The sequence below is a fragment of the Butyricimonas sp. Marseille-P2440 genome (assembly GCF_900091675.1).
Lineage (GTDB): Bacteria > Bacteroidota > Bacteroidia > Bacteroidales > Marinifilaceae > Butyricimonas > Butyricimonas synergistica.
Genome location: NZ_LT594610.1, coordinates 174,967 through 200,001, shown reverse-complemented (window position 1 = coordinate 200,001; position 25,035 = coordinate 174,967). Strand labels below are relative to the sequence as shown.

Annotated in this window: 18 protein-coding genes and 2 tRNA genes; 3 read left to right on the top strand and 17 right to left on the bottom strand. The window is 44.1% G+C overall.

Annotated elements, in window-relative coordinates; all coding sequences use genetic code 11:
* Nucleotides 1–538: 538 nt before the first annotated feature.
* The 10 genes from BN8899_RS11855 to BN8899_RS11810 all read right to left on the bottom strand — a co-directional run bounded on the left by BN8899_RS11855 (nucleotide 539) and on the right by BN8899_RS11810 (nucleotide 6,832).
* Nucleotides 539–898, bottom strand: coding sequence for a hypothetical protein (locus tag BN8899_RS11855; protein ID WP_065219591.1), 360 nt, complete (start codon nucleotides 896–898; stop codon nucleotides 539–541).
* Nucleotides 879–1,481 carry a hypothetical protein gene (locus BN8899_RS11850; RefSeq protein WP_065219590.1) on the bottom strand — a complete coding sequence of 201 codons (603 nt, stop codon included), beginning with the start codon at nucleotides 1,479–1,481 and terminating at the stop codon, nucleotides 879–881. Before BN8899_RS11850 ends, BN8899_RS11855 begins: the two co-directional genes overlap by 20 nt.
* 238 nt (nucleotides 1,482–1,719) lie before the next feature.
* Nucleotides 1,720–2,937, bottom strand: coding sequence for a site-specific integrase (locus BN8899_RS11845; protein WP_065219589.1), 1,218 nt, complete (start codon nucleotides 2,935–2,937; stop codon nucleotides 1,720–1,722).
* 102 nt (nucleotides 2,938–3,039) lie between these two features.
* Nucleotides 3,040–3,113: transfer RNA gene (locus tag BN8899_RS11840), tRNA-Pro, on the bottom strand.
* Nucleotides 3,114–3,131: 18 nt separating this feature from the next.
* A tRNA-Ser gene (locus BN8899_RS11835) sits at nucleotides 3,132–3,222 on the bottom strand.
* A gap of 113 nt (nucleotides 3,223–3,335) precedes the next feature.
* Nucleotides 3,336–3,794: a hypothetical protein gene (locus BN8899_RS11830; protein ID WP_148375406.1), complete on the bottom strand. Its 459-nt coding sequence runs from the start codon at nucleotides 3,792–3,794 to the stop codon at nucleotides 3,336–3,338.
* Nucleotides 3,795–3,817: 23 nt separating this feature from the next.
* Entirely contained in the window at nucleotides 3,818–4,198 is a 381-nt protein-coding gene (locus BN8899_RS11825) for a hypothetical protein (protein WP_018337300.1), read from the bottom strand.
* Between the two features lie 26 nt (nucleotides 4,199–4,224).
* Nucleotides 4,225–4,794 (bottom strand): RNA polymerase sigma factor, encoded by a 570-nt coding sequence (locus BN8899_RS11820; protein WP_065219587.1) that lies wholly within the window; start codon nucleotides 4,792–4,794, stop codon nucleotides 4,225–4,227.
* A 70-nt stretch (nucleotides 4,795–4,864) separates the two neighbouring features.
* Nucleotides 4,865–5,869 (bottom strand): glycosyltransferase family 2 protein, encoded by a 1,005-nt coding sequence (locus tag BN8899_RS11815; RefSeq protein WP_065219586.1) that lies wholly within the window; start codon nucleotides 5,867–5,869, stop codon nucleotides 4,865–4,867.
* A gap of 75 nt (nucleotides 5,870–5,944) precedes the next feature.
* Complete coding sequence (locus BN8899_RS11810) at nucleotides 5,945–6,832, bottom strand: lysophospholipid acyltransferase family protein (RefSeq protein ID WP_065220704.1); 888 nt, start codon at nucleotides 6,830–6,832, stop codon at nucleotides 5,945–5,947.
* Between the two features lie 145 nt (nucleotides 6,833–6,977).
* Between BN8899_RS11810 and BN8899_RS11805 the strand changes: the two genes are divergently transcribed.
* The 3 genes from BN8899_RS11805 to yidC all read left to right on the top strand — a co-directional run bounded on the left by BN8899_RS11805 (nucleotide 6,978) and on the right by yidC (nucleotide 12,538).
* Entirely contained in the window at nucleotides 6,978–8,837 is a 1,860-nt protein-coding gene (locus BN8899_RS11805) for a DUF349 domain-containing protein (RefSeq protein ID WP_018337304.1), read from the top strand.
* Between the two features lie 194 nt (nucleotides 8,838–9,031).
* Nucleotides 9,032–10,630 carry a CTP synthase gene (locus tag BN8899_RS11800; RefSeq protein ID WP_018337305.1) on the top strand — a complete coding sequence of 533 codons (1,599 nt, stop codon included), beginning with the start codon at nucleotides 9,032–9,034 and terminating at the stop codon, nucleotides 10,628–10,630.
* 60 nt (nucleotides 10,631–10,690) lie between these two features.
* Nucleotides 10,691–12,538, top strand: coding sequence for a membrane protein insertase YidC (gene yidC, locus BN8899_RS11795; protein ID WP_065219585.1), 1,848 nt, complete (start codon nucleotides 10,691–10,693; stop codon nucleotides 12,536–12,538).
* Between the two features lie 363 nt (nucleotides 12,539–12,901).
* Here the strand turns inward: yidC and BN8899_RS11790 are convergent, their stop codons facing one another.
* The 7 genes from BN8899_RS11790 to BN8899_RS11760 all read right to left on the bottom strand — a co-directional run bounded on the left by BN8899_RS11790 (nucleotide 12,902) and on the right by BN8899_RS11760 (nucleotide 24,946).
* Complete coding sequence (locus tag BN8899_RS11790; protein ID WP_065219584.1) at nucleotides 12,902–13,993, bottom strand: redoxin domain-containing protein; 1,092 nt, start codon at nucleotides 13,991–13,993, stop codon at nucleotides 12,902–12,904.
* Between the two features lie 19 nt (nucleotides 13,994–14,012).
* Complete coding sequence (locus BN8899_RS11785; protein WP_065219583.1) at nucleotides 14,013–15,104, bottom strand: TlpA disulfide reductase family protein; 1,092 nt, start codon at nucleotides 15,102–15,104, stop codon at nucleotides 14,013–14,015.
* An 81-nt stretch (nucleotides 15,105–15,185) separates the two neighbouring features.
* Complete coding sequence (locus BN8899_RS11780; protein WP_082987152.1) at nucleotides 15,186–16,814, bottom strand: DUF4998 domain-containing protein; 1,629 nt, start codon at nucleotides 16,812–16,814, stop codon at nucleotides 15,186–15,188.
* Nucleotides 16,815–16,828: 14 nt separating this feature from the next.
* Nucleotides 16,829–18,226 carry a DUF4959 domain-containing protein gene (locus BN8899_RS11775; RefSeq protein WP_231932336.1) on the bottom strand — a complete coding sequence of 466 codons (1,398 nt, stop codon included), beginning with the start codon at nucleotides 18,224–18,226 and terminating at the stop codon, nucleotides 16,829–16,831.
* Nucleotides 18,227–18,253: 27 nt separating this feature from the next.
* The gene (locus tag BN8899_RS11770) at nucleotides 18,254–20,200 is read right to left on the bottom strand and encodes a RagB/SusD family nutrient uptake outer membrane protein (protein WP_065219580.1); all 1,947 of its coding nucleotides are present in this window, start codon (nucleotides 20,198–20,200) and stop codon (nucleotides 18,254–18,256) included.
* Nucleotides 20,201–20,217: 17 nt separating this feature from the next.
* Nucleotides 20,218–23,679, bottom strand: a complete 3,462-nt coding sequence (locus tag BN8899_RS11765; protein ID WP_231932335.1) for a TonB-dependent receptor — start codon at nucleotides 23,677–23,679, stop codon at nucleotides 20,218–20,220.
* Nucleotides 23,680–23,755: 76 nt separating this feature from the next.
* Nucleotides 23,756–24,946 carry a FecR family protein gene (locus BN8899_RS11760; RefSeq protein ID WP_065219578.1) on the bottom strand — a complete coding sequence of 397 codons (1,191 nt, stop codon included), beginning with the start codon at nucleotides 24,944–24,946 and terminating at the stop codon, nucleotides 23,756–23,758.
* Nucleotides 24,947–25,035 lie beyond the last annotated feature (89 nt).

Genomic DNA, 25,035 nt, shown 5'->3' with positions numbered 1-25,035 from the left:
AAATCGTACATCATTTCAAAGAACTCGTGTCGTTCTTTACAGAAGACCAGTCGAGGGATCTCAATGTCACCTATGACCTTGCCACCTTTTCGACACTACAAAGGTAAAAAATTACAATTTATCACTTGTTGCCAGTCCGAACATTTTAGAGGGGAAAACTGTATTTAGTTCGGAATATTGATAAATGTATAAATCACTTAACGTCAGCAAATGAAAAAAATAGATCATTTGCCCGAAAATGAAGATTCGGTGAGTTTTTTGCAGAATGTATATAAAAAGGAATTACATAGTATTTTTTTCACTTATACACGATGGGAATCACATCCAAATTAAAAAAAGTTAATATCTCTAATTCGATGAAAGTTGAAAAGAAATGAAAGACATCTATTGCAAACAGGGGATCGATTATGAACTAATTCTTATATTTGAAAACAGAATATAGGTATAAATATTTGAATTCTTTTCTTCATTTATACGAAATTGTGAATACTCCCTTATGAACATACTTGTCCGAAGAAGTACTACCTTTAAAATTGATTTATTCTTCTTTCCCAATATCTTTCCCTGATTTAAGTTCTTTCACGAACTCATTTATTTTTCTTGATGTGATAGCATCTTTTTGGTTTTTTATCATATAAAATAAAGTAGATAGAGTTGTGTAGTCATGGGAAGAAGTATTATCTTCTATTATCGAATCTATTAGTTTTCCTATTTCATCGTAAATATCAATTCTTATACTACTTTTGTAAAGCTGATTTGCACAAGAAATGACAATCATACCAGAATCTAATAATAATTTGTATTGATCAGGTGTAGAGGTCCTATTCCAATGACTTTTATTATTACTAGTGGATTCTGTAAGTGAATCTATCAATTGTTTATAATAAATTGGGATCATATGTTTTACTTTTTAAATAATTTTCAATTTGAAATAATATAGTTGAAGCTGCGGTTAAATTTGGTGTAATTTCAGATTTATCTATTCGCTCGGGAGATTCTATGTTATTTGATAAATTATTAATATCTAAAGATATATTTTTTAATACAGAAGAGATGTTCTTTGTGTAAATAGATGCCAATTCTTTTCTAGCTTCTATAGCAAGAAGCAATTTGTATATTTCTTTTAATCTCAAATTTGCAATTTCATATTTGTTATCACGAATATATGTTTCTATTTCTTCAATAATTCTTATTGCATTGGTAAATTCTGATACAGAAAGAACTTCTTTTATCCTATCTTGTGTATCCTTTACAGCATCAGATATTTCTTTTTGTGTATTTAAGGATATTTCTTTTACCGATTTAAGTTGAATTATTGTTAATATGAAACCAAGAGTAGTAACTAATGCACTAATAACACCAATTGATGTGTCTGTACTATTTGTAAAAAAGCCTTTATATACGATCCATATTAAGAATACAATACATACCAAAATGCTTTTTATTTTATGCTTGAAAATTATATCTAATATTGCATCCATAATTAGTTTATAATGAAACAAAGATATAAATAAGTTCTGAAATTTACAATTTCATTATGACATAGTTGCTTATTAAGAAAATAATGCAGGTTTTGATATATGCTTTCCAGCTTCCAGCTTTTAGAAATGTTATCCATTTTATATTGATAATTTCAGGTGAATAATAGTCAGAAGATACATTGTTATATACCATTCTGGCTAAAACTCACCTTACTTGATTTATCAACTTTAGATGCATCTAAAGTAAATTACTCATGGCTTCATCCATTTGCTTATCATCAAACTTACTAAGATATATTTCTGTTGTCTTTATATCTTGGTGTCCTAATGCTTGGGAGATTAGAGCTATATTAACACCTGTATTCTTCAAAATGCTTGCGAATGAATGCCTAGCAACATAAGTTGTTACATCTGCATCTATTTCCAATTCCGAAGCAAGAAGTTTCAACTCCTTATTGATCTTAGCAAGCATCTTGTGGAGCCTATTTTTCTTTTGTACCGATGTTTTATGCACTCTATTATCATAGATTGGAAAAAGATAGCCAGCTTCCTTCTGGTAAGGGGCATACTTCTTTATTATCTCTTTTGCCTGCTCACATAACTTAAAATTAATCGCTCCATGAGTCTTCTGCCTGTGATAACGAAGCCTTCCCCTGTATATATTATAGGAGGTCAAATTAGCCATATCTACTAGTGAAATACCACCACTCAAGTAAGCAAAAGTAAATATATCACGAGTAAATTCCCTTATGAAAGTAGCATTTATGGTTTCCGTGGTGATAATCCTCATCATATCCTCTTTAGATAATGCCCTCTTTCTGGTTGAGGTATCAAACTTACTCACCTTATATTCATTAAAAGGATAGTATTTCTTATTTACTATTTTAGCCTCGATAGCCTTATTAAATGTACTCCGTAAAGTTCTAAAAAGTACGCTTAAAGTTGTCCCCTTACACTTCTTTCCTACAAGCCAACTTTCATACCGTTTTAACCAAGCAACATCTATTGAACTAAAAGGAATATCTAAATTAGAAGAAGTGAAATCTCTTAACGAGTTATAGGAATATTTATAAACCAATCTATTCCCCTCATTTCCAGAATCCCTAAAACTAACCAACAACTCTTTGTAGAACTCTCCCACCGTCTTATTTACTAGCTTTACTTTCTTACTTTCCACTAGCAAAGCTGCCGTATACTCCTTTTGCTCTGCTACAAATTCAAGTATCTGACGCTGATACTCAACTTGTTTATCCAAAATAATCTTCTCTATTAATTCCTTATTAGGACATCTAGGGGTTGGTTTATTCTTTTCAAAATCCCAATATTTAGGTAAAAGAGAGATACCTAAACTAATATACTTTTTGCGATTGTCTTTAGCAATCCGAAGCATTAAAGGGTTTTCCCCATTAGAAAGCACCTTAGATTTATAACAAATCACTGATACTGAAGCATTCATCTCAATTTTCTGGTTTAACTCTCGGTTTACTTTTACCAGCTAAACCACCCAAAAATCAAGATAATAAAAAAACAGCTACTTTCGTAACTGTCTCATTTTCTGTCGGGGTGACAGGATTCGAACCTGCGACCCTCTGCTCCCAAAGCAGATGCGCTACCGGACTGCGCTACGCCCCGAAACATCTGCAAAATTCGTGGCGGAGAGAGGGGGATTCGAACCCCCGGTACAGTAATCCCGTACGACAGTTTAGCAAACTGTTGGTTTCAGCCACTCACCCATCTCTCCAATTGCGCTGACAAAAGTAGTGCTTTTTATTGTTCTTGCAAGCTTTTTGGGCGTTTTTTTTTCTTTTTTTCACGTAAAGTTGCTAACAAGCTATATCAGATACCCCGAACAGGCTATTTTTGTCCCGGTGCCGGCTTATTCTCCATCTTCTTCCATAGCTGGTGACGGAATTTTTGTTCAGCCTCGAACATCAACCAAACTTTCTTGGCGGGCAAAACTTTCAGCAATTTATCCGTGTATTCCTTTTTAATCGTCCACACGGTTTGCTCGGCATCCAGAACGGTTTTAAGATTCTTCTTCGCTTGTTCTTCCGTTACAACCGGGGTATCTTTCGCCTTTTTGCAAGTCAAATTACGAATCTTATCATTCTCAACCCGTAGTTTTTGTTGCATCTCGTTGTATAAAGGCCAGAACACAGCCGCTTCCTCGGGAGTCAATTCCATCTCTTGCGTGAAGAATGCTATTTTTTGGGCTTCAAACTCTTTACGTTTTTCTTCGCTCAATTTACCCGATTGTGCAAACAAGGAAAACGAAAATCCTATCATCAATATAACTAAACCAACTTTTTTCATATATACTCTCTATACATTATATTCTACCTACGTTCCGCGTACAAAAAATCAGTCACGTCAGACTCCTGCGACAGGTACTCGATGATCTCCTCACGGGAAGGATCGAAATCCGTATCGAAAATACTCTCTTCCTCTTCTTGTACTGCCGGAGCCTTTTGCACCTTCTTCGCCAGCATTCTATTTTCATCTATCAAACGAGGCAATAAAAGTTGCACGATGACCATTGCGAACACGAATACCCCCGCTAACCCGAGATAAGGCTTTAATATCTGCAAAGTACTCGTACGTTTGGGCTTCCCGGCTTCCTTAACCCGTTCTATCACCCGATCCCCAAGTGACTCAAAATAACCGTCCGGTACGGTGAACGGGTTCTTTGATCTATACTTTTCATCTAAATTATCCATATCATCCCTCTTTACATTCATTAAAATCAATCCAACATAGACAAGGTATCCGAAATCTTCAAACTCTCCTCGATCTTCTTCACGGCATTGTGATACGTTGCCTTGAGAGTACCGACAGCCACATTCAACACCTCAGCTATATCATCATATTTCATATCGTCAAAGTACTTCATGTTAAAAACCAAACGTTGACGCTCCGGTAATTTCAGCACGGCTTTCTGCAATTCACGCTGAATAGAATCCCCGCAAAAAAAACTATCGCTCTCCAACTGGTTTTCCAGTACAGGAGTTATTTCCTGTGAATTCCCGTAGGTCTTCCGACGCTTCTCGTTCAAGAAGTTAATTGCCTCATTGGTCGCCACGCGGTACATCCACGTGAATAATTTCGCCTCATAACGAAATTCCTTCAAGCCCCGCCAAATCTTGACGAACGTATTCTGCAATACGTCATCACTATCATCATGGTCGATAACGATTTTCCGGATGTGCCAATAAAGCCGCTCGCTGTATTTATCTACCAGCGAACGAAAGGCTCTATCCTCCCCGTTATCCGAATGAAACAATTTCACTATGTCTTCATCGCTCATTTCCTTCATTCTAACTCCTGTTTTTTAAGGCTTTCTACATTAAGACAAGATTTTATGTCAAAGGTTTATTCGTGTTTTACTAAAATTTCAAATCCGAGAACTTCTTTTTTCCCCGCAGGAAGTAATCCAAGATAATACTACGCGGGTATATTCCCGCATGCGACCCAGCTTCTGACGGGACAGGGTATCCTTTCTTCATTTTCCGGAATGCCTTGTAAGCTTGTATGATGGATCGGGTATTGGAAAACTCGCCTTTCAGCAAGAAAAGCATTCCAGCCATACAATCGAGCAACGAGCGGATGAAAAATACTTTCTCACGGGAAGCACCACCCAAATTCTTATGCAGCATCAGCAGATTATTGCGGTAATTCAAAAACAACTTCCGGGGATGGTTCATGGGCAGAGAGCCTCCTCCCAAGTGATATACTACTGACGAGGGAACTACTTTTAATATGTACCCGCTATTTTTCAAACGCCAACACAAGTCGATTTCTTCCATATGCGCGAAAAAGGCTTCGTCCAAACCGCCGGAAGCCATATATTGCTCCCGCCGGATACACAATGCCGCCCCGGTTGCCCAAAAGACTTCTTTTTCGTCGTCGTATTGCCCGGTGTCAAATTCAGTGGAATCCAGCACCCGACCGCGACAAAAAGGGAAGCCGAGATAATCAATAAATCCGCCGCTTGCCCCAGCATACTCGAATTTGCCTTTCTCCCGGTACGCCAATATTTTCGGCTGTACCGCCACCACTTGCCGCTCCCGATCCAACGCATCGACTAACGGCTCCAACCACCCCGGGGCAACTTCCACGTCACTATTCAACAACACCACGTATTCCGCCTCGATCATCCCGATTGCCCGGTTGTATCCACCCGCGAAACCGAAGTTATCTTCAAACAGCACCCGTTCGACTCCCGCAAATTCCCGCTCCAAACATCCCCACGAGTTATCCGAGGAGTGATTGTCCACCACGATCACCCGTCCCAATTCCGGATTCGTGTTCCGGATCACCGAAGGCAGGAACTCCCGCAACAACTTCTCCCCGTTCCAATTCAATATAACAACCGCGACACGCTTATTCATTTCAGACTTAATGATTTTAATTTCCACGATTCCGGATCACGGAATCCTTTCACTCTAAATTCTAAATTTAAAACTCTAAACTTTTTTCAGTTTTCCCTCCTCCCTCCTATGCTTCCATCTCCTGTGCGACCACAGCCAGTATTGTGGCTCTTCCCGGATAAAAGATTCCAGCAACCGGGTATGCTTCTCCGTCAGCACTCCCGGCTCCAACTCAGCCGGATGGGGGCACACGTCCACGAATTCCACCTCGTAATAACCGCGCTTCACTTTACGCATACGCACGGAAACAACCGGGATGTCATATTTCCTCGCTATCCTTTCCGTTCCGAGTAAAACAGGCGTATCCTGATTTAAAAAACGGGTCCAGAAATTAAGATTATGGACATTCGGGGTTTGATCCCCGATAAATCCGGCAAGAAACAAGCGTCCTTCCGAACGATAGCGGGCAATCACTCTCAACGTATCATCTTTAGCTACCAGCACGGCTCCGAACCGTGAACGTATTTCTTTCATCATCCGGTCGGTCATCTTATCCCGGATAGGTTTATACAGGGCTAAAAAGTCAGCATCATTCTCCCAAAGGCTATATGAAGACATCCATTCCCAGTTCCCGTAATGTCCCAGCACCCCGATCACGCTCCTCCCCTCGTCAAAATATTTCTGAGGCAATTCCGTATTCCGAAAAACGCAACGTTTCCGTATAGAAGCCTCGGACATATGCCACAACTTGTACAACTCGACAGTTAAATCAGCCATATGCTTATAATACTTCCGCTCGATGCCTACAATTTCCTTCAAACTTTTCTCCGGAAAAGAATTACAAAGATTCACCCGTACCACTCTCCGCCGGTAACGGAACACATAATACAGCAAGACATAATTCATATCTGCCACAACATACAGCATCCTAAACGGCAAGAAACTGATTAACCAAATAAAAACATACAGTATATACGAAAACATAACCATTAATAATAAATGTCAAAGATACGTGCTTTACGACAGAAAACCAAAAAGAAGCCTTTCCCGTTTTTTTAGTTAAGATAAATTGGCAGTGTCAGAATAAATCACTATTTTCGTGAGTTGAATGCGTAAAACAGGTATAGCTATGGAGCAAGAAAACTTACAACAAGCCGAGGAGTTGCAAAATAACGAGCCACTCACCTCGGACACTTTAAATGATGAAACACAAAACGAAGTTTCAGTTCAGGGTCAACCTACACCTATCGAGAAAACCCCCGAAAAGGAAATTCCGGTATGGGATTTCTCTAGTTTTAACACGGATGAGATCATCTCTCACATGAAAGCTCTGCTCGATGACTTTCCTGTGCAACGCCTGAAGGTGCTGGATAACCTACCACAAGTTTTCGAAGCTCAACACCAGAAGGAATATGACAAAGCCCTAGCCGAATACACGAAAGACGGTAGCCCGGCAGAAACATTCGATTACCAGGACAATTCCAAAGAACGCTTTTATAGCGTGTACAGAATATACCGTGAAAAGAAAACGGAATTTTACAAGAAACTGGAAGGAGAGAAAGAACAAAACCTGAAGGACAAACTTCAAATCATAGAGGAACTCAAGGATTTGATCCAACACGAAGAATCTTTGAATAAAACGTACCAGGACTTCAAAAACCTGCAAGAAAGATGGCGAAATATAGGCATGGTTCCACAAGCACAAGCAAGCAACCTGCTGGAAACATATCACCATCACGTGGAAAACTTCTTCAACTACGTCAAGATCAATAAAGAATTGCGCGACCTTGACTTGAAGAAAAACTTGGACGCGAAAAACGCATTGATCGAACAGGCAACTGCTTTACTCGAGGACAACAATGTCGGCAATGCTTTCCGGCAATTGCAATCGCTCCATGCACAATGGAAAGAGATCGGTCCCGTTGCCAAAGAACATCAGGAAGAAGCATGGAACCGTTTCAAAGAAGTAACCGATAAAATCAACGAAGCCTATCACAAGTTCTTTGACACGCTTCGGGAAGAACAGGAAAACAACCTGAAATTAAAAGAAGAAATTTGCCGGAAGCTGGAAGAATATGCCGTTCTCAACATCGAGAAAGCCACTGATTGGAATACCGCTTCGGATGGCGTACTTGCACTTCAGGAAGAATGGAAACACGCCGGGACAATTCCGATCAAAGAAAGAAATCGCCTTTACAAACGCTATCGGGCAGCCTGTGACGCTTTCTTCAACAAAAAACGCCAGTTCTTCCAGGAAATCCAATCGATGCAAAGCCAGAACCTGGCAAAGAAAATAGCACTTTGCGAGAAGGTAGAAGCAATCAAAGAGAGTACCGAATGGCGTACAACCACATCCAAAATTATCGAATACCAACGGGAATGGAAGACAATCGGTCCCATCCCTAAAAAGATATCTAACAAAATATGGAATCGCTTCCGTTCGGCTTGCGACTATTTCTTTGACAGGAAATCCGAACTCATGAAGAACGTGAACTCCGACCAAGAAAAGAACCTTGAACTCAAGAGAGCTTTGATCGAAGAAACACGCAACTTCCAACTGACGGGGAACACGGATGAGGATATTGAAACCTTGAAAGCATTCCAAGCCCGCTGGGCAGAGATCGGATTTGTTCCTATCAAAGAGAAAGATGCAATCCAGACAGAGTTCAGGAAATTGATCAATACACATTTCGATCAGCTTGATATTGATGAGTTTGATAAAAACATCGAGAGATTCAAATCCAAGATCAACACGTTTGACAACAGCGACGACAAGGCTAGCAGGATCATTCAGGAAAGAGAGAAATTGGTAAACAAGATCAAACAACTGGAAGCAGACTTGCACGCTTGGGAGAACAACATCGGATTCTTCTCCAAATCAAACAAATCGGAGGGCTTGATTAAAGAATTTACCGTCAAGATCGAGAATGCCCGCCACAAATTATCTTTGATGCAGGAAAAACTGAAACTCATCGACAGCATGATTTGAGAAAAATAAACAATCATAAAAGAGGCGCTTCAAAAGTGCCTCTTTTTATGTTTGTATTATATTTTTTCTTACTTTTGTCGATAAGTTTCGACATACTTGGTCATTTTGCTTGTTATTCAATGAATATCAAACAGTTCAAGTATTTTCAAGCCTTTAGATGTAGAATGTAGAAACAATTATAAAATATTTATATCGTGTCAACAAAATATGTATTCGTTACGGGTGGGGTTGCCTCTTCTTTAGGAAAAGGAATCATAGCCTCCTCGTTAGCAAAACTCCTTCAATCACGAGGATATAGAGTTGCTAACCAGAAATTAGACCCGTATATTAATGTAGATCCCGGAACCTTGAATCCCTACGAACACGGGGAATGCTACGTGACCAATGACGGTGCGGAAACCGACCTTGACTTGGGGCATTACGAGAGATTCACGAACATCCCAACCTCTCAAGCCAACAATATCACGACCGGACGTATATACCAAAACGTAATCACAAGAGAACGGCGAGGTGATTATTTAGGCAAAACCGTACAGATCATCCCGCACATCACGGATGAGATCAAAAGAAATATAAAACTTCTCGGGAACACGGGAGATTATGACGTGGTAATCACCGAGATCGGGGGTACCGTGGGTGACATCGAATCATTACCGTTTATCGAAGCTGTTCGCCAATTACGCTGGGAACTGGGAGAAAAATCTGTTTTCATTCACCTGACCCTTGTACCTTACCTGACAGCCTCGGGAGAACTGAAGACAAAACCCACGCAGCACTCCGTGAAAGCCCTTTTGGAAAACGGGGTACAACCGGACATTATCGTGTTGCGCACGGAACACGAACTGGGATCTGATTTACGCAGAAAAGTTGCCTTGTTCTGTAATGTAGACCCGAAAGCAGTCATTCAATCCATTGACGTGGACACCATCTACAAAGTACCCATCAAAATGCGGGAAGAAAAGTTGGATGAAATCGTGCTTTCCCAATTAGGTCTGCCCTTGAAGCACGAACCGGATCTCGAATCTTGGGAACGTTTCTTGTACAAGTTCAAAAACTACAATCGCAAGGTAACCATTGCGCTCGTGGGAAAATACGTTGAATTGCATGATGCTTACAAATCCATCGTGGAATCATTCATCCATGCCGGGGCAGCCAACGACTGCAAGGTGAATATCAAGTGGGTACACAGCGCACATGATATTCATGTGGACAACATATGCGAATTATTCAAAGATGTCGACGGTATTCTAGTCGCACCCGGATTCGGACAACGCGGTATAGAAGGCAAACTTCTGGCCATCGAATATGCCCGTACCAACAATATCCCGTTCCTCGGGATTTGCCTGGGAATGCAAATGGCAGTTATCGAATACGCCCGCAACGTGATGCACCTGGAAGGAGCCGACTCCACGGAAATGACCCCGAAAACCAAATATCCCGTGATAGACTTGATGGAATCGCAAAAAGAAATAACCGACAAGGGAGGTACCATGCGTCTGGGTGCTTACAAGTGCGTGTTGAAAGAGGGGTCCAAAGCGATGGAGGCATACGGCACGCAAGAAATCGAAGAAAGACACCGCCATCGTTACGAATTCAACGGAAAATACACCGATCAATTCGAGATAGCCGGTATGGTCACGACAGGAGTAAACCCGGAAACAGGCTTAACTGAAATCGTGGAAATCCCGAAACACAAATGGTTCGTGGGGACGCAATTCCACCCGGAATACAAGAGTACGGTAACCAACCCGCACCCCTTGTTCGTGGCATTCGTGAAAGCGTGCTTATCGTAACAGCTAAAAACATTGCAAACGCAATTTAAAATTTAAAATCATAACATTTAAAATCAGTATATGGATAAAAATACAATAACCGGTTTAGTTGTTATCGCGCTAATGATAATCGGCTATTCTTATTTCATGAGCCCATCGAAGGAGGAAATTCGGGAAATACACCGTCGTGACTCCATTGCACGGGTGGAAGCTCAAAGAGCTGCTGCACTGGAAAAAGAAAGACAAGCTGATTTTGCTTCCCAACAGCAAGAGGCAACGACCCAAGCCACGGCGAGTGTTTTCAAACAGGACTCTCTGGCTGTCGTGGAAGAATATACCCTGGAAAACGATAAAATCAAATTACATATCAACACGAAAGGTGGTCGTATTGACTACGTGGATTTGAAAGGATACCGGACTCACGATTCCCTCCCACTTGTATTATGGAAAGAGAACAAAAGTGCCATGGGAATGAACTTCTACGCGAAGAACAGGCAAATCAACACGGAAGACCTAGTCTTCATGCCCAATACAAACCAAAAAAACCTGATTGCCTCGAATTCCGAACAAGTGCTCACCATGCGTGCTTACGTGGATGAAGACAAATACCTTGAATTCGAGTATAGGCTGGCACCTGATTCCTATATGGTTGATTTTAATATCAACACGTATAACCTGAATGATATCATTGCTTCTAACACGAATTTCCTGACCTTATATTGGAAAGTGGATATGCCGCAGTTGGAAAAGAGCCGTGATTTCGAGAGCCGTTACACGGGAGTTTACTACAACTTCTCGAATAACGACGTGGAACATTTGTCCCTTACCGGAGATGAGAAAGCAGACTTGGCTACAAGCGTGAAATGGATTGCCTTCAAGCAGCAATTCTTCTCTTCCATACTTATTGCTGGCGAATCGTTCCCCAATGTACAAGTTTCCAATACCACAAACAATACCCCGGGATTCTTGAAAAACGCTGAAGCTGAAATATCACTCGCCTACACGGGTAAAGCCATCGAGAAATACGATATGCGTTTCTTCTTCGGTCCGAACTCCTACCCGGTATTAAGAGAATACGGGAAAGACATCGAACTTCCACAATTGATCAATCTGGGATGGAAATGGATTGCATGGTTCAACCGCTACGTGGTAATCCCGATCTTCAACTTCCTGGAAACACACGTGACCTTGAACTACGGGTTAATCATCTTCTTGTTGACCTTAATCATCAAGCTGGTACTCTTCCCGTTGACCTATAAATCCTATATGTCGCAGGCGAAGATGCGGGTGCTCAAACCACAGATTGACGAGATCAACAAAAAGATACCCGCCGACAAAGCCATGGAACGCCAACAAGCAGTCATGAAACTGTACAAAAAAGCGGGAGTCAACCCCATGGGAGGCTGTTTGCCGATGTTATTGCAAATGCCGATCCTGATCGCCCTCTTCTACTTCTTCCCCGGTGCCATCGAATTGCGCCAGAAGAGTTTCTTGTGGGCTACCGACCTTGCGTCGTATGACTCGATCGCCACGTTGCCATTCACTATCCCGTTCTACGGCAACCACGTCAGCTTATTCTGTTTGTTGATGACAATCACCAACATCCTGTACATGTGGTACAATAGTAAGAACCAACCGCAAAATGACCAGATGAAAGGTATGCAAGTCATGATGTACATCATGCCTGTCATGTTCCTGTTCATCTTCAACAGCTACTCATCCGGTTTAAGTTACTACTATTTCATCGCAACCTTGATTACCATCGTTCAAACTTGGGCTATCCGGAAATTCGTCAATGACGAGAAACTATTGAAACAAATAGAACTCGCTAAAACGAAACCCGTGAAGAAATCCAAATTCCAACAAAGACTGGAAGAGATGCAACGAATGCAAGAACAACGCATGAAACAGATGCCGAAAAAGAAATAAATAAAAAAAGTCGCTTAAAAGCGACTTTTTTTATTTGCCATTATGCCAAAGTTTATACGCTCGTGGCGTGAATGAATAAATTTTGTCGGGAAAAAGCCCCGGAAAAGAAAAGAACAGGTCTCGCGGATTAAATACCTTTTCACCAACATTCGAACAACAACAATACCCACGGTTGCTATTCAAATGTTGTGTAAATGTTGCACTGGAGTTGTAGCCTGTTCTCGACTCATCTTCTCCAAATTCTCAGCTAATTTTTTTCAATAAAGGAAAGAAAAATCATGAAATATCCACCAACGGGCATAAACACCGAAAAAAAGGAGGTGTGTCAACACACACACCTCCCATACACGCACCTAAACACTACTATTTTCTCTTACTCTCCTTGACAAGAGTGGAAATAGCATTCCGGAGATCTTTCCCGAGAAGTCCCTTGGCAACAATCTTATGTTCGCTATCAACGAGAACCGTGTAAGGCAAAGTAGTGCCCACCATGTACGCCTTGGCTACAGAAGAATTCCGCCCTTGCAGATCACTCACGTTAGACCAAATCAAGCCGTCTTGCTCGATCGCCCTGTCCCAGGCGAAGCGGTTCGTGTCAAGTGAAAAACTGATAATCTCGAAGCCTTTCGGGCGGAATTGCTGGTAAAGGCGGATAAAGTCAGGGTTCGCCTGTCGGCAAGCAACGTTTTCCGATTCCCAGAAAACCAGCAATTTTATCTTGGCGGGGACATTATACAACGAGATAGACTCCCCATTCGGACGATTCGCCGTGAAATTCGGGGCAACCTGACCGATGGTCAACGAGGCAAAACGTTCCAAGATGGAAGCAATTTGTTTCCCCGGCACGGAATTCTTGGCGTTGTCACCCAAGAGATTGTACTTGGCACGCAATCCCTCCTCGGTTTCATTGAATGCACCCAGGGCAATAACGTACGCCGTGGCATAAGCATCGGGGTTCGCCTTGATTAATCCCTCGGTCTTGTTCACGGAAGCCCGATAAGCGTTGTCTACGCGCTTTTGGAGGGCATCCATGTCCGCTCCCGGGCGCATGGATTCCTCCTGGATAGCAACCTGCTCGGCGGCATACTCTTGGGCAATCCGGTTGTAAGCGGCAAACAACTCCTGCTGTTTTCCCCCTTGAATCAACGCCCCGGACGGCGTTATATTAACCATGACATTGGTCGATTCCACGATAAGGGGCAACATGAACGCCCCCTTTGCCGTGGTCAAATACCCTCCCACCGGGGCTTTCAATTCCCCGGTAAGTACAAACACACCGTTTTTCGATGTTGTTGTTGCCAATGTATCCATCCGCTCTCCGTCATTTTGCACGAACATCAGCAGATCATCCTGCATACCGCTGATTTTCCCGCTAATCTGGTACTTCCCTTGCGCTTTCACTGTAACCGTATGCACGAGAACGGATAAAACGATAAATAGTATTCCTTTTTTCATGTTATTTATCAGTGAAGAATTATTTTTCTAATAACTCGGCTATCTTTTTTTCCAACTCCTTCCCTCTTAGATTTTTAGCTACAATACAATTATTCTCGTCCAAAAGGAAAGTACTGGGTATGCCCCGCACGAGATAAAGGGCAGCGATCGGGGAACGCCATCCTTGAAGGTCAGAAATGTTAATCCAGGTCATGTGACTCTCTTTCATCGCTCTCTCCCAATCATCCTTTTTCTCGTCCAATGAAACCCCGATAATTTCCAATCCCTTGTCATGGTACTTCTTGTAAACCTTGCACACGTTCGGTATCTCCGCCCGGCAAGGACCGCACCACGATGCCCAAAAATCCACCAGTTTCAATTTGCCCTTGGTCTGATACAAAGACACGGAATCTCCCTCAACAGTTACCCCGCTGAAATCCGGAGCCACGGAGCCGACTTCCACCCGTTTGAGCAATTCTATTTGCCGGGCAATTTTTATCCCGAAAGGACATTGTTTAGCATCATCTCCCAACCCCTCGTACATTTCCACTAATGAAGCGTAATCCATCTGTTCCATACTTGATGCAATCACGAAGGCGGTGACAGGAGAATCTTTATACGTGTCCATCAATGCTTTTTGCTTGGCTCCCTGTTCCTCCATCACTTTTTCAAATTGCTGCTGCAAGGCTTGCATTTTCACTTGATCCCGAGATGCGTAAGCCGCTTGAGCCTCTTGTCTCATTTTCATCTGTTCCCTCGAGATGGTTTGCTCTATTCGCTCGAATTCATTCAATATTCTTTGTGCCTCACCACCCCCTTGTACCTCGATACCGGTTTCTCCGGCAACAATCGTGTAGCCCATGTTTTCGAGAATCAAAGTGGCTATCAGTTGTTGTTTTTCGGTCAGCACGTATGCGGGCATGGTTTTCTCCACCTTACCCGTGAATTCAAAACTCCCATTCACCATCATGGCTTCTCCCAGAACCCGCAGACCTTCCACATCAATCCCCATCAACACGAGTTTCCCTCCCAGGGTTCCACCCAACGCACCTTTAACCGTGAAACCTTCTTGGGCGTAACCGCATGTAGTCATTCCCACGATTACCGTCAATATGAACAAAATCTGTTTCATAAATATCTTTTACTTGTTAAATGTAAATAGACGGGTCGGAAAGAATGATCTCCCCCCGACCCTCTATCTGATTCAAAATTCTTAATAAGGCATGAAATCTCCTAAACGTAAGCTAAATAGCGACGTACCGTCATTCGTTTTATCCACGTAGCGGTTTGCCATCGTCAAGCGGATATAGCGAACAGCTCTGGATTGCAACTCCTCCGGTATCTGGATAAAGGTAATTTCTCCCATGGCATTTCCGATGGTGATTCCACCACTCTCGTAAGTTGCCGGCTTCCACTCGTAACCATTCTCGGAAACCTCAATCTGTATCGAGGACAACAAATAAACTAAATCCTTGGTCGTGCCGGGATAAGGCTGTTGTACCTTGAAGCCGTGCAACGTTTTAGCTTCTTTCATGTCTATCTTGACTTCAAAAACAGAAGCCCCCACGGTTCGTCCCGGTTCAAAAGAGGTTGCGGCATCTCCGTCCAACAACCAACCGGCTCCGTCCTTGTTATTACCACTGTAAAGTTCATCGGAACAAGTCACCGACCAACCGTCCGTTTCCAATAACGTCACTTGAGGCATCAAATCCAAATTGGAACCCGCGGGTACTTGGATCAAATCCGGGGATATTTTCCCATCCCTTTCCAGAATTTTCTTGGTGTATGCATCGAAATAATGGTTATTATAGCACTCCACGGTAAATTCCGGGCGGGTATCTTTCAAGAACTGCAAGGTCATCAACCCCTTGTACGTATCCGTCTTACTCAAATTCTCGTCCGCATGATCCGCCATCATGAACCGATTTTTACCCAAGACAACCTTTTTCAACTTCGGTAAATACAACAGATCCTGGAAAGTAGTCATGTTGTAATCAAATTCCACCGTTTCAAGGTCGCTTAACACATCCGATGTTTCCCACTGGGGTCCGAAATTCTTGGTCAACCACCCCATGAAGGAGGCGAACATGGAATGTTCATCCAAAGACAATTCCTCCGGCACGAAAGTAATCTCGTCTATGCATTCCGGAAGACGCCCCTTCCTCTCCACGGTCATCGGTTTCGTGAAATCAATGCCGAGTCCCTCTTCCACGGGAATCAGTTGCATATAATCCCTCTCCCCGTTACTTAGCGACTCGTGCATCCCTTTCTGGATGTCCCACTCGTGTTCTTTCCCATCCGTTCCCCAGAAATGGAATATCATCTCTTTTAGGTATTCGCTATCCTCATCCAGCACGACCGCCAATTTATCACCCAGGGGATAAAAATTTGTAATTCCCCGGCTAAACGAACGCAATCCCTCGTGTTCTATCGTGTAAGGACGCACAAACCGAGTTTCCACGATGGACTCCATGCTGGTATCCGCTGTCACGTTGCTCACCGTCACCGTGTAAAGGGCATCCTGTAAATTCTCCAAGTAAACGGTATCCAACAAATTGCTCCCGGAAGTAACGGTTTCCCGTTCCAAGAACTGCACGAAAGGCTGACTTTCCTTCTCCGATTGCCAGGTAATTTTCGTGTATTTAACGGCAGCATCGGTGTTGTTTTCCCAAATCACCCGGATCCGGTTCCAGCCGGGGTGCATCTCCACGTTCATACACTTTCCCAAATAACGGATACGACCGTCACCCGTGAATTCGTCGTATGTATCCTCCAAGTCCTCGCATCCCACGACCATCCAAGCCGCAAGCAAGCAAATTATATAGTACAATTTATTTTTCATAACACGTCTTTCTGTCATTTGTTTTCCTCTTTCACGCATACTTCCAACTCGTTAATCGTAATGTATTCATGCAGATTCGCACCTAACTTCATTCCCCCGTCAAATGTATCTTCAACAACCAATATCAAATACCGGTATTTTTCACCGGAATAATTGCACAACATGTGCAACACGACCGGATCAGCAGTCTCAATCTCTTTTTGCGTTTTACTTTTCCAACTGTCCGACCATCCCCAAATATTGATATTATCCTGGGAATACTCATCCGTAAGATGGGCCCAAGATTCATAAAACTTTTTACCCGAATTCACGGTATGTAAAAGCGTACAAGAATTTAAAGATACCATATGGGGGTCTTCATTCGTCCCGTAAATCTTCACTTTCGACGGCAAACGAGAAGCGTAACTGCCATCCCACAATTCAACCAAATACTGGGGATCTATATATTGATATGGATACCAAGTTTTATAATATAAAAAGGCATACAAATTTATTGCGGCTGGCACCTTAGGCTCCCGTAAATCTACGATAAAACGATTCTGCTCAGGATTTTCCGCATGCCAAAATGCATCCGGACCCGCCATAAAAGTTGCGTACTTTTCTGCATCTCCTTTGCGAAGATTTCTCCAGTAATTAACTCCTTGCTTATCCCCATCCGAGAGATATTGCATCCCGAACTGGAACTCTTCACTCTCCACAATGTTTCCCGTGAATCGCAAATCGAAATCGGTCCCTCGCAAAGTATCCATACTCAAGCAAGGCAATTTTTCAACAACCCGTTGTTTCACGAATTTCCCGCTATACGAATCGGTTCTCACCACCACATCCACGAAATCCATACTTTGTTGCAGCACAAAATTCAACGTATCCCCCCCTTCGGAGATCGGAATGCTGGACAACAGGATGGAGTCTGGTTCATGGGTCAGGGGATTGGTCCCGATATAAAACACATGGATCATCCCGTTCACCATATATGGCGCATCGTAAACCACGTTAAATCCTCCCCAGTATGGATTTACGACCAACTCGTCAAAAACGGCCACCGTGGCGGATTTCTCCGTGCTGAACGTCACCTCCATTGGTTCGGATTCCTCCATATCCCGGTTGAAAAAAGTAACCTGCGCCGGCACAGCAGCTTGCGCTTCCGTGAATCCGTCCAGAACAAGCGAATCGGACAGGTAAGTAGCATTTTTCACTTGCTTTTCGCCCCACGCATCGGTGTAACGCACCTGTACGCCGAAAATATCCTTCTGGTCCGGCAAATAATAACGCATCACCGCTCCACCCGGGATGGGTTTAAAGTTGATTTCCCGGAATTCAGTGGGAACGCCAAAACGCGAATCGTCATCATCGTTACAAGCTCCCAAGCAAGCCATCATCAAGAATGCAAAAAATAATTTTCGTATCATCATGTTACATTTTTACTTTGTTTACCAACATTACCAACCTAAGTTTTGTCTACAACCGGAAATCAGCACCTCCTCGCTCCGGATAGGCCAGAAATAATCCCGCGGGGCAACAAATTTATTATCCGATTTCACCACGATAGGGCGGCCTCCATTATAGAATTTTTGAGCCGTGTTGCCGGTCACATTCCAACCGTACAACTTCTCGTTCAACTCCACCGGGGCCGTTTTCCACCGGCGGACATTCCAGAAACGGTAGCCCTCGAAGGCAAATTCAATATTCCATTCCTGCCGGATAATCTCACGCAGACCTTTTTGATCTTTGTATTTACCTTTATCCCTTGCCATCTCCCAAGACACTTCCACGTCCGGAATTCCGGCACGATGACGAATGACATTCAGGTTACGATAAGCATTCTTGCCCGCCCCCTCGTATTCGTTCCACGCTTCTGCCGCGATTAAATACAATTCGGCAACACGCATCATCGGGAAAGGGCTTTCGCCCAAAGCCTGAAATCCACTTTTATAATTAAACAAATCAACCTTGGAGGAGGTCCATTTTTTTATCCAATAACCACTTAGGTTCTCGGGCACAAGCGAAGTCACACGTTTTGCCTTTAACCCGAAATCTTCCCCTTGGTAGGCAGTCACTTTATAATTCTGGTTATTTCTTGATCCCAAACGCCAAAAACAACGGTCTGCCGCAATGGAGGCATAAAAACGAGGTTCCCGTTTCGTGTGCAGCAACAAAATATCCTCGTTCAGCGCTACCACATCCGTGTAAGCGGGATCCGATTCTTGTACCAAAGAATACCAGTTACTTGAATACGTGGGGTCTTGCTCCAAGGGCAAACCATTCGCCGTATAGAACATCTCGACCATCTTTAGGCTCGGGCTGATGACCGTCCCTGGCAACCTATGATATGAGTCTGAATTCAAATCAGGCAAGATCCACTTCCACATATAATTGGCATCCCCTCCCAAATTTTTCACCATCCACAACACCTCGTCACTGGTAAAATTGCAGGTCGCAATCGAATTTTCAATATTCAGCATGTGAGTTTGCAAATCCGTCTTTCCCGCCAAATTATCCACGAGTTGTTTTTTCCCTTGCCGACAGGCTGCGATAGCAGCTTCTGCGGCTTCTGCGGCACGTTTCCATTTCTCCTTATCCTCGGTTACGCTAAAAAGCGGTTCCCCGTTTTTATTGGTAAATGCCGCATAATCCGGGTTCCCGTTAAAAAGCGGAGAGGCTTGGTAAAGCAACGCCCGTGCTTTCAACGCCAACGCTGCTTCTTTATTGAAATAACTATGATGATCTGTTTCCTGCTCGTTAAAAAAAGGCAATACCAATGCCGCCTCGTCACAAAGCCGCACCACGGAAGCAAAACAAGAATCCACGTGACTACGAGGTTGTTTCAATACATCAATGCTTGCATTCGGGTCGATATTTTCGTCCATCAGGACAATTGGACCGTAATGGCGAATCAATTCAAAATAATAATATGCCTTTACAGCTTGCACTTCGGCTTTCCATTCCGCTTTTTCCTTGCGGTCCATGTTATATACTTGGTCAATTTTGTTGATAAAGATATTACACAAATTGATGGCGGTGTAATAATCTGAACGTCCTTCTTCGTTGTAACCGACCTCTTTGGCAATCCATCTATCTGCATAAGGGTTCAATGAATTTTGCAAACCCGTGGAAATGTATATACCAGGGAACATATCCTCATAATTGAACAGATAAGAACCATACACCGTCTCATCACAACCAACAACATATTCATTCCTCTCCACGCAGGCAATTGCCTTCTGTAAAAACACGTAACAACTTTGTAACCATGTATATGCTTGATCACGCGTTTCGAAGTCCGTATCAATCGTTGTCATATCCTCTTCCGGAACAATATCCAGCCAGCTATCGCAACCGGTAAACAAGAACAAAGACAACAATACACTTACTATTTGTTTTCTCATCGTATTATCGTATTTAATTAAAAACTAACATTAACACCCACCGCATAGGTCTTCTGTATCGGGTAATTGAATCCGTTTTCCCCCAGCTCCACGTCCCATAAATCGAAATTGGAAATCACGAACGGATTGTTTGCCCGCACGAAGAACTTCACGTTCTGCAACCGCAATTTGGTTTTCAGGTTCACCGGCAAGTTGTACGCCAATTCCAAGGAAGTACACCGCAAGAAACTGCACTCCCGCATGAAATAGGTTGACTTGCGGGTTTCCACGCTTTTGGCATCCACGCCCCATCCCTCCTGCGGGTTGTTCACGGAAATATCCTGCGTGGAGAGGCGGGGCCAGAAGGGTCGGTCCGCCATATTCTCCTGGGTCCAGTGGCTATCGTAGATCTTCTTCAACATGGCATGGTCGTTCGTAAACGGCGAAAGGGCGCTCGGGTTCATGAAGAATCCCCGGTTTCCGGAACCCTGGAAGGCAAAGTTGAACTCCCAATTCTTGTAATTGAGGAAACCGCTGAACCCGTAAACAATCCGCGGGGTTTCCGGGAAACCGATGTGCACGGCGTCCTCCACGTCAATGGAGCCGTCCCCGTTCACGTCCCGATAACGGATATCCCCGGGTTGGGCTCCCGGTTGGGCGGGCGCATTATCGATCTCCGCCTGATCGTGGAATAACCCTTCCGCAATATAACCGATCTGCTGCGACAGTTCGTGCCCTTTTTTCCACTGGTAACGCGGTTTGTCCGTGGCCTCTTCCAACTCTTTATAGACAGCCTTGTTATACGTGAATGTTCCGTTCAAAATCACCCAGAAATCCGGGGAGAAAGAATGCTGTATTTTAGCCGCCAAATCAATCCCGCGGGCGCGCACCTTACCCATGTTATCCAAAGGAGCGATCTCGATACCCATATTTGCGGGAATCACCGTGCGGCGTTCGATGATGTTGTGCCGGATCTCTTGGTACACATCCACGTTCAGCTCCAACAAATCCTTGAAGAAGCGGGTCTCCAATCCCAAGTTGATTTGCTCAGAAATCTCCCATTTCACGTCCGGGTCCCCGTAGTTCACAATTTGTTTACGGCTAAACGATTGGTTGATTCCGGGTTCCGGAAAAGCCCCGGAACCTATACCGGTTTCCCCAATCTGCGGCATATAGACGAAACGGGGTGTAGCGATGATACCGTCGTTCCCAACCTTTCCCCAAGATGCCCGCAATTTCAGGAAAGACACCTGTTGGCTGACTCCCTGCATAAAATTCTCTTTCGAGATCACCCAGGCTCCACCCACGGACGGGAAAAATCCCATACGGTTGTTCTTGGTGAACCGCTCGGAACCGTTATACCCGAAACTGCTCTCTAAGAAGTAACGGTCCTTGAATCCGTAACTACCGCGCATGGAGAAGGAAAGGTTACGGTGCTCGATACTGGAAAACAAATCCCCACTGGGTGTCGAACTGGATTGCATCGCTTGGAACACGGCGATCAATGAAGTCTGGTGGTCCGCCCAAGCAGCCGTGTGTTGCAAACGCCCCTCGTACACCCATTTCGACGTGGTTGCCGCACTACTATTTTTAAGTTCCACAGTTCTCCGTCCAGACATGCTTCCCGGGGTCTTGACCAAGGTGTGCTCTCCCGTTTCGAAATTGTAAGCCCCCCCATCAACATCAAGATAATAATAAAAAGGCATTGTTTGGTACAACGTTTCTTCGTTGGAAGTTTTGGAGTAAGAAACGCTTGCCCGTAATTCCAACCCTCTAAGCAAAGAAGACAAGTTGTGGATATATTCCGCCCGGGAAGTCAGGGAAAAACGTCCGCGGTCCTTGTATCCCAATTGTACCATGACATAAGGATTAACGACATCTCGCCCGGGACTCAACCCGAAACGCAAGTGCGGCCAACTGGTCGCTTTGTCCGCCGGGTACATGGGAGCGAAATTTACCGGGGAAGCGTTGAACGCCAACGAGTAAGCACTGGTCATATCCTGCGCCGGCCCGTGGTATTGGTCCACGTTAAAGGAGGTATTCACCAACAATTGGATCCCGGCATTCAAGTTCACGTTCAAATTGATACGGGAAGCGACCGTGGAATTGCTGATGTTCACGTCGAACTGGTTCAACCGGTCCGTTTTCAACATACCGGAATCATAGGTATAGTTCACGGAAGCATAATACTGCATCACGTTGGAACCACCCCGCACATTGATACCCGCACGATGATTCACGGAAAAGTTCTTGAACAGGATATCATACCAGTCATTGGCAGGATACACCCACGACGGATAACGGGGATCGCCCGTGCGCTCGATTTTCGTCAGGGAATAAGCAGGGCTTGCCTTCGGGTTCCGGCTTAACAACGCCTCGTTGTACATTCGCATATATGTTTGCGGGTCAACAACATCGATATTATCGGTAGGCATGGACCACACCGCCTCGTAACGCACGGAGGTGTAAACACTTCCTGCTTCACCTTTCTTCGTGGTGACGAGGATGACCCCGTTGGCACCGCGGGCACCGTACATTGCCGTAGCGGAAGCATCTTTCAAGACGGAAAAGCTCTCGATGTCCTCGGGTGCCATACGAGCCAAGTCCAAACGGGAAGATTCCACCCCGTCGATCAACACCAAAGGCTCCGAAACACCGCTGGAAGAACTGATACCCCGGATATAGAATTTCGTGTTCATCTCTTCCTCGGTCAACGCCCCGGGTAGTCCGCCGGTTTGCCAACCGATGATACCGGCGATCTTACCGGTTAACTGGGAGGTAAGGTCCGAGCTGGATGACTTCAAATCCATCGGGCGGATCGTGGTGATTGCAGACACCACGCTTTCCTTCTTCTGGGCTCCGAACGCCACGACTTGCACCTCCTCGATATTCTCGGAAGTCGGTTGCAGGGTAACGTTCATGATGGTCTTTCCCTTTAAAGGAATGGTTTCTTTCTTGTAACCGATAAAAGAAACTTCAATCACGCCATCCGGAACCATCCGCAAGGTATAACGTCCGTCAGCATCCGTAGCCACCCCCTGCGAAGTCCCGTAAACAACAATAGTAGCTCCCGCAATGGGTTCCCCTTTTTCATCCACGACCTTTCCCTTCACCTCTACAAGGTTCACCTCTTTTGTTTCTTTCTTCTTGGACAAAACGATAAATTCTTTCTCGAAAGCATAAGCCAATCCGGTACCCTCCAACACCTTATCCATAACGGCATTCAATGCGGTAGCCTTGAAATCGACTTTCAGGCGGCGCCCCACGTCAAGGCGTTCATTATTGTACACCACGGTGTAATTCGCCTGCTTTTTGATTTCGGCAAATATCTCCTTCACGGAATATTCACCCGAAAGCGTTATTGTTTTCTTTACCTCTTGGGCATGCGCCATCAATCCGGCAAAGAAAACGAACAATAATAAAAGGCTCGACCGCATTATCAAGCAACTTTTTTCCAACTTGTCGCGCACGACAAGCAACATTTTTCGTTTTTTATTCATAACTTTGTAAACGAATTAATTAATAAAAATTACGGTTAACTCACTCCCGGAACGTGTCGCAACCACTTTCCGGGTTTTATTTTTGATATATTTTAATTTTACCACCCAAATCAATAAATCGGACATCACCCGTTTTCTCGATAAGATCCAACACCTCTTTCAAGGGTTCGTGTTTTTTTACTGCACCCGTGAAACACATCCGCTTTGCCTTCTCCGTGGCAAAAAGAAAATCAACCTGATACCAACGTGCCAATTTCACGACCAATTCTTCCATCGGCATATTATCGAAATAGAAGTATCCCTCCCGCCAAGCCGCAACCAAAGCAACGTCCTCCCGGGTAACCGTCACCTTCCGATCATCCTTGTTCATACGAACCACATCGCCCGGCATCATTTTCAAACCTTCTTCCATCAAAGAATCCCTGAAATCCACCTTCCCAGTCAACAAGGCAACTTCCACCCGTGCCTCATCCACATAATTCATCACGTTGAACGAAGTTCCCAAAACCCGGATCTCCGTTCCCCCGGTCCTCACGATAAAAGGATAAGCTGTATCGGCTTTCACTTGAAAAAAAGCCTCCCCTTCCAAATAAATCTCCCGTTGTTTTCCCGAAAAACGAGCGGGGAAACGCATTGCCGACCCGGAATTCAACCACACAGAAGTGCCATCCGCCAACGTCAATTTATACTCCCCCCCTTTCGGTACCCGCACGATATTCATTGCCGTATCTGCCAACACGACCTTCTCTCCCGTTCCCAAGGAATCGACAGACAACACGGAATCCTGCTGAAATACCATCCCCTCCCCCAAATCCACTTCCAAAAAACGATCCTCGCGTAAAACAATCTCGGAACCGGAAGCCAGTTGTAATACAGCCACCCGCTCTCCGGATTTCACCCCCGACACACAAACTTGTTGCCCCGCATTCGTGTTTTCCATCACTCGCGTCGTCCAATAATACACCAGACCGCCCCCTAACATCACCACAAGCATGGCCGCGTAACCGAGCCAATGCAATACACGCCGACGTTTTCCCCGGGAACGGTTACAACATTCCCTCAACACCAATTCACGTATATGCTTCGCCTCTTCATCCATCATGACTAACTGCAATCGATGGCACACCCGCAACACCTTCCGGAAAATATCCCGGTGCTCCGTGCTCTCGTTTACCCAAGTTTCCAATTCACCTCTTTCTTCTTCGGAAAGTCTTTCCAAATAAAAAGCGATGATTTGTTCCACAATATGATCTGTCAATTTATTCATGTATTAAGATTTTACAACAAAAACGGGAAAAGCCGAAAACGGGTGACTCATTTTTCTATTTTTTTTCAAAAATTTTTATCCCACTCAAG

What these genes read in the sequence shown, in the direction of transcription:
- BN8899_RS11820 (WP_065219587.1), bottom strand. Translation starts at nt 4,794, where the DNA reads ATGAAGGAAATGAGCGATGAAGACATAGTGAAATTGTTTCATTCGGAT.
- BN8899_RS11805 (WP_018337304.1), top strand. Translation starts at nt 6,978, where the DNA reads ATGGAGCAAGAAAACTTACAACAAGCCGAGGAGTTGCAAAATAACGAG.
- BN8899_RS11760 (WP_065219578.1), bottom strand. Translation starts at nt 24,946, where the DNA reads ATGAATAAATTGACAGATCATATTGTGGAACAAATCATCGCTTTTTAT.
- BN8899_RS11855 (WP_065219591.1), bottom strand. Translation starts at nt 898, where the DNA reads ATGATCCCAATTTATTATAAACAATTGATAGATTCACTTACAGAATCC.
- BN8899_RS11790 (WP_065219584.1), bottom strand. Translation starts at nt 13,993, where the DNA reads ATGAAAAAAGGAATACTATTTATCGTTTTATCCGTTCTCGTGCATACG.
- BN8899_RS11765 (WP_231932335.1), bottom strand. Translation starts at nt 23,679, where the DNA reads ATGAATAAAAAACGAAAAATGTTGCTTGTCGTGCGCGACAAGTTGGAA.
- BN8899_RS11850 (WP_065219590.1), bottom strand. Translation starts at nt 1,481, where the DNA reads ATGGATGCAATATTAGATATAATTTTCAAGCATAAAATAAAAAGCATT.
- BN8899_RS11830 (WP_148375406.1), bottom strand. Translation starts at nt 3,794, where the DNA reads ATGAAAAAAGTTGGTTTAGTTATATTGATGATAGGATTTTCGTTTTCC.
- BN8899_RS11810 (WP_065220704.1), bottom strand. Translation starts at nt 6,832, where the DNA reads ATGTTTTCGTATATACTGTATGTTTTTATTTGGTTAATCAGTTTCTTG.
- BN8899_RS11780 (WP_082987152.1), bottom strand. Translation starts at nt 16,814, where the DNA reads ATGAAAAATAAATTGTACTATATAATTTGCTTGCTTGCGGCTTGGATG.
- BN8899_RS11845 (WP_065219589.1), bottom strand. Translation starts at nt 2,937, where the DNA reads ATGAATGCTTCAGTATCAGTGATTTGTTATAAATCTAAGGTGCTTTCT.
- BN8899_RS11815 (WP_065219586.1), bottom strand. Translation starts at nt 5,869, where the DNA reads ATGAATAAGCGTGTCGCGGTTGTTATATTGAATTGGAACGGGGAGAAG.
- yidC (WP_065219585.1), top strand. Translation starts at nt 10,691, where the DNA reads ATGGATAAAAATACAATAACCGGTTTAGTTGTTATCGCGCTAATGATA.
- BN8899_RS11775 (WP_231932336.1), bottom strand. Translation starts at nt 18,226, where the DNA reads ATGATGATACGAAAATTATTTTTTGCATTCTTGATGATGGCTTGCTTG.
- BN8899_RS11825 (WP_018337300.1), bottom strand. Translation starts at nt 4,198, where the DNA reads ATGGATAATTTAGATGAAAAGTATAGATCAAAGAACCCGTTCACCGTA.
- BN8899_RS11785 (WP_065219583.1), bottom strand. Translation starts at nt 15,104, where the DNA reads ATGAAACAGATTTTGTTCATATTGACGGTAATCGTGGGAATGACTACA.
- BN8899_RS11770 (WP_065219580.1), bottom strand. Translation starts at nt 20,200, where the DNA reads ATGAGAAAACAAATAGTAAGTGTATTGTTGTCTTTGTTCTTGTTTACC.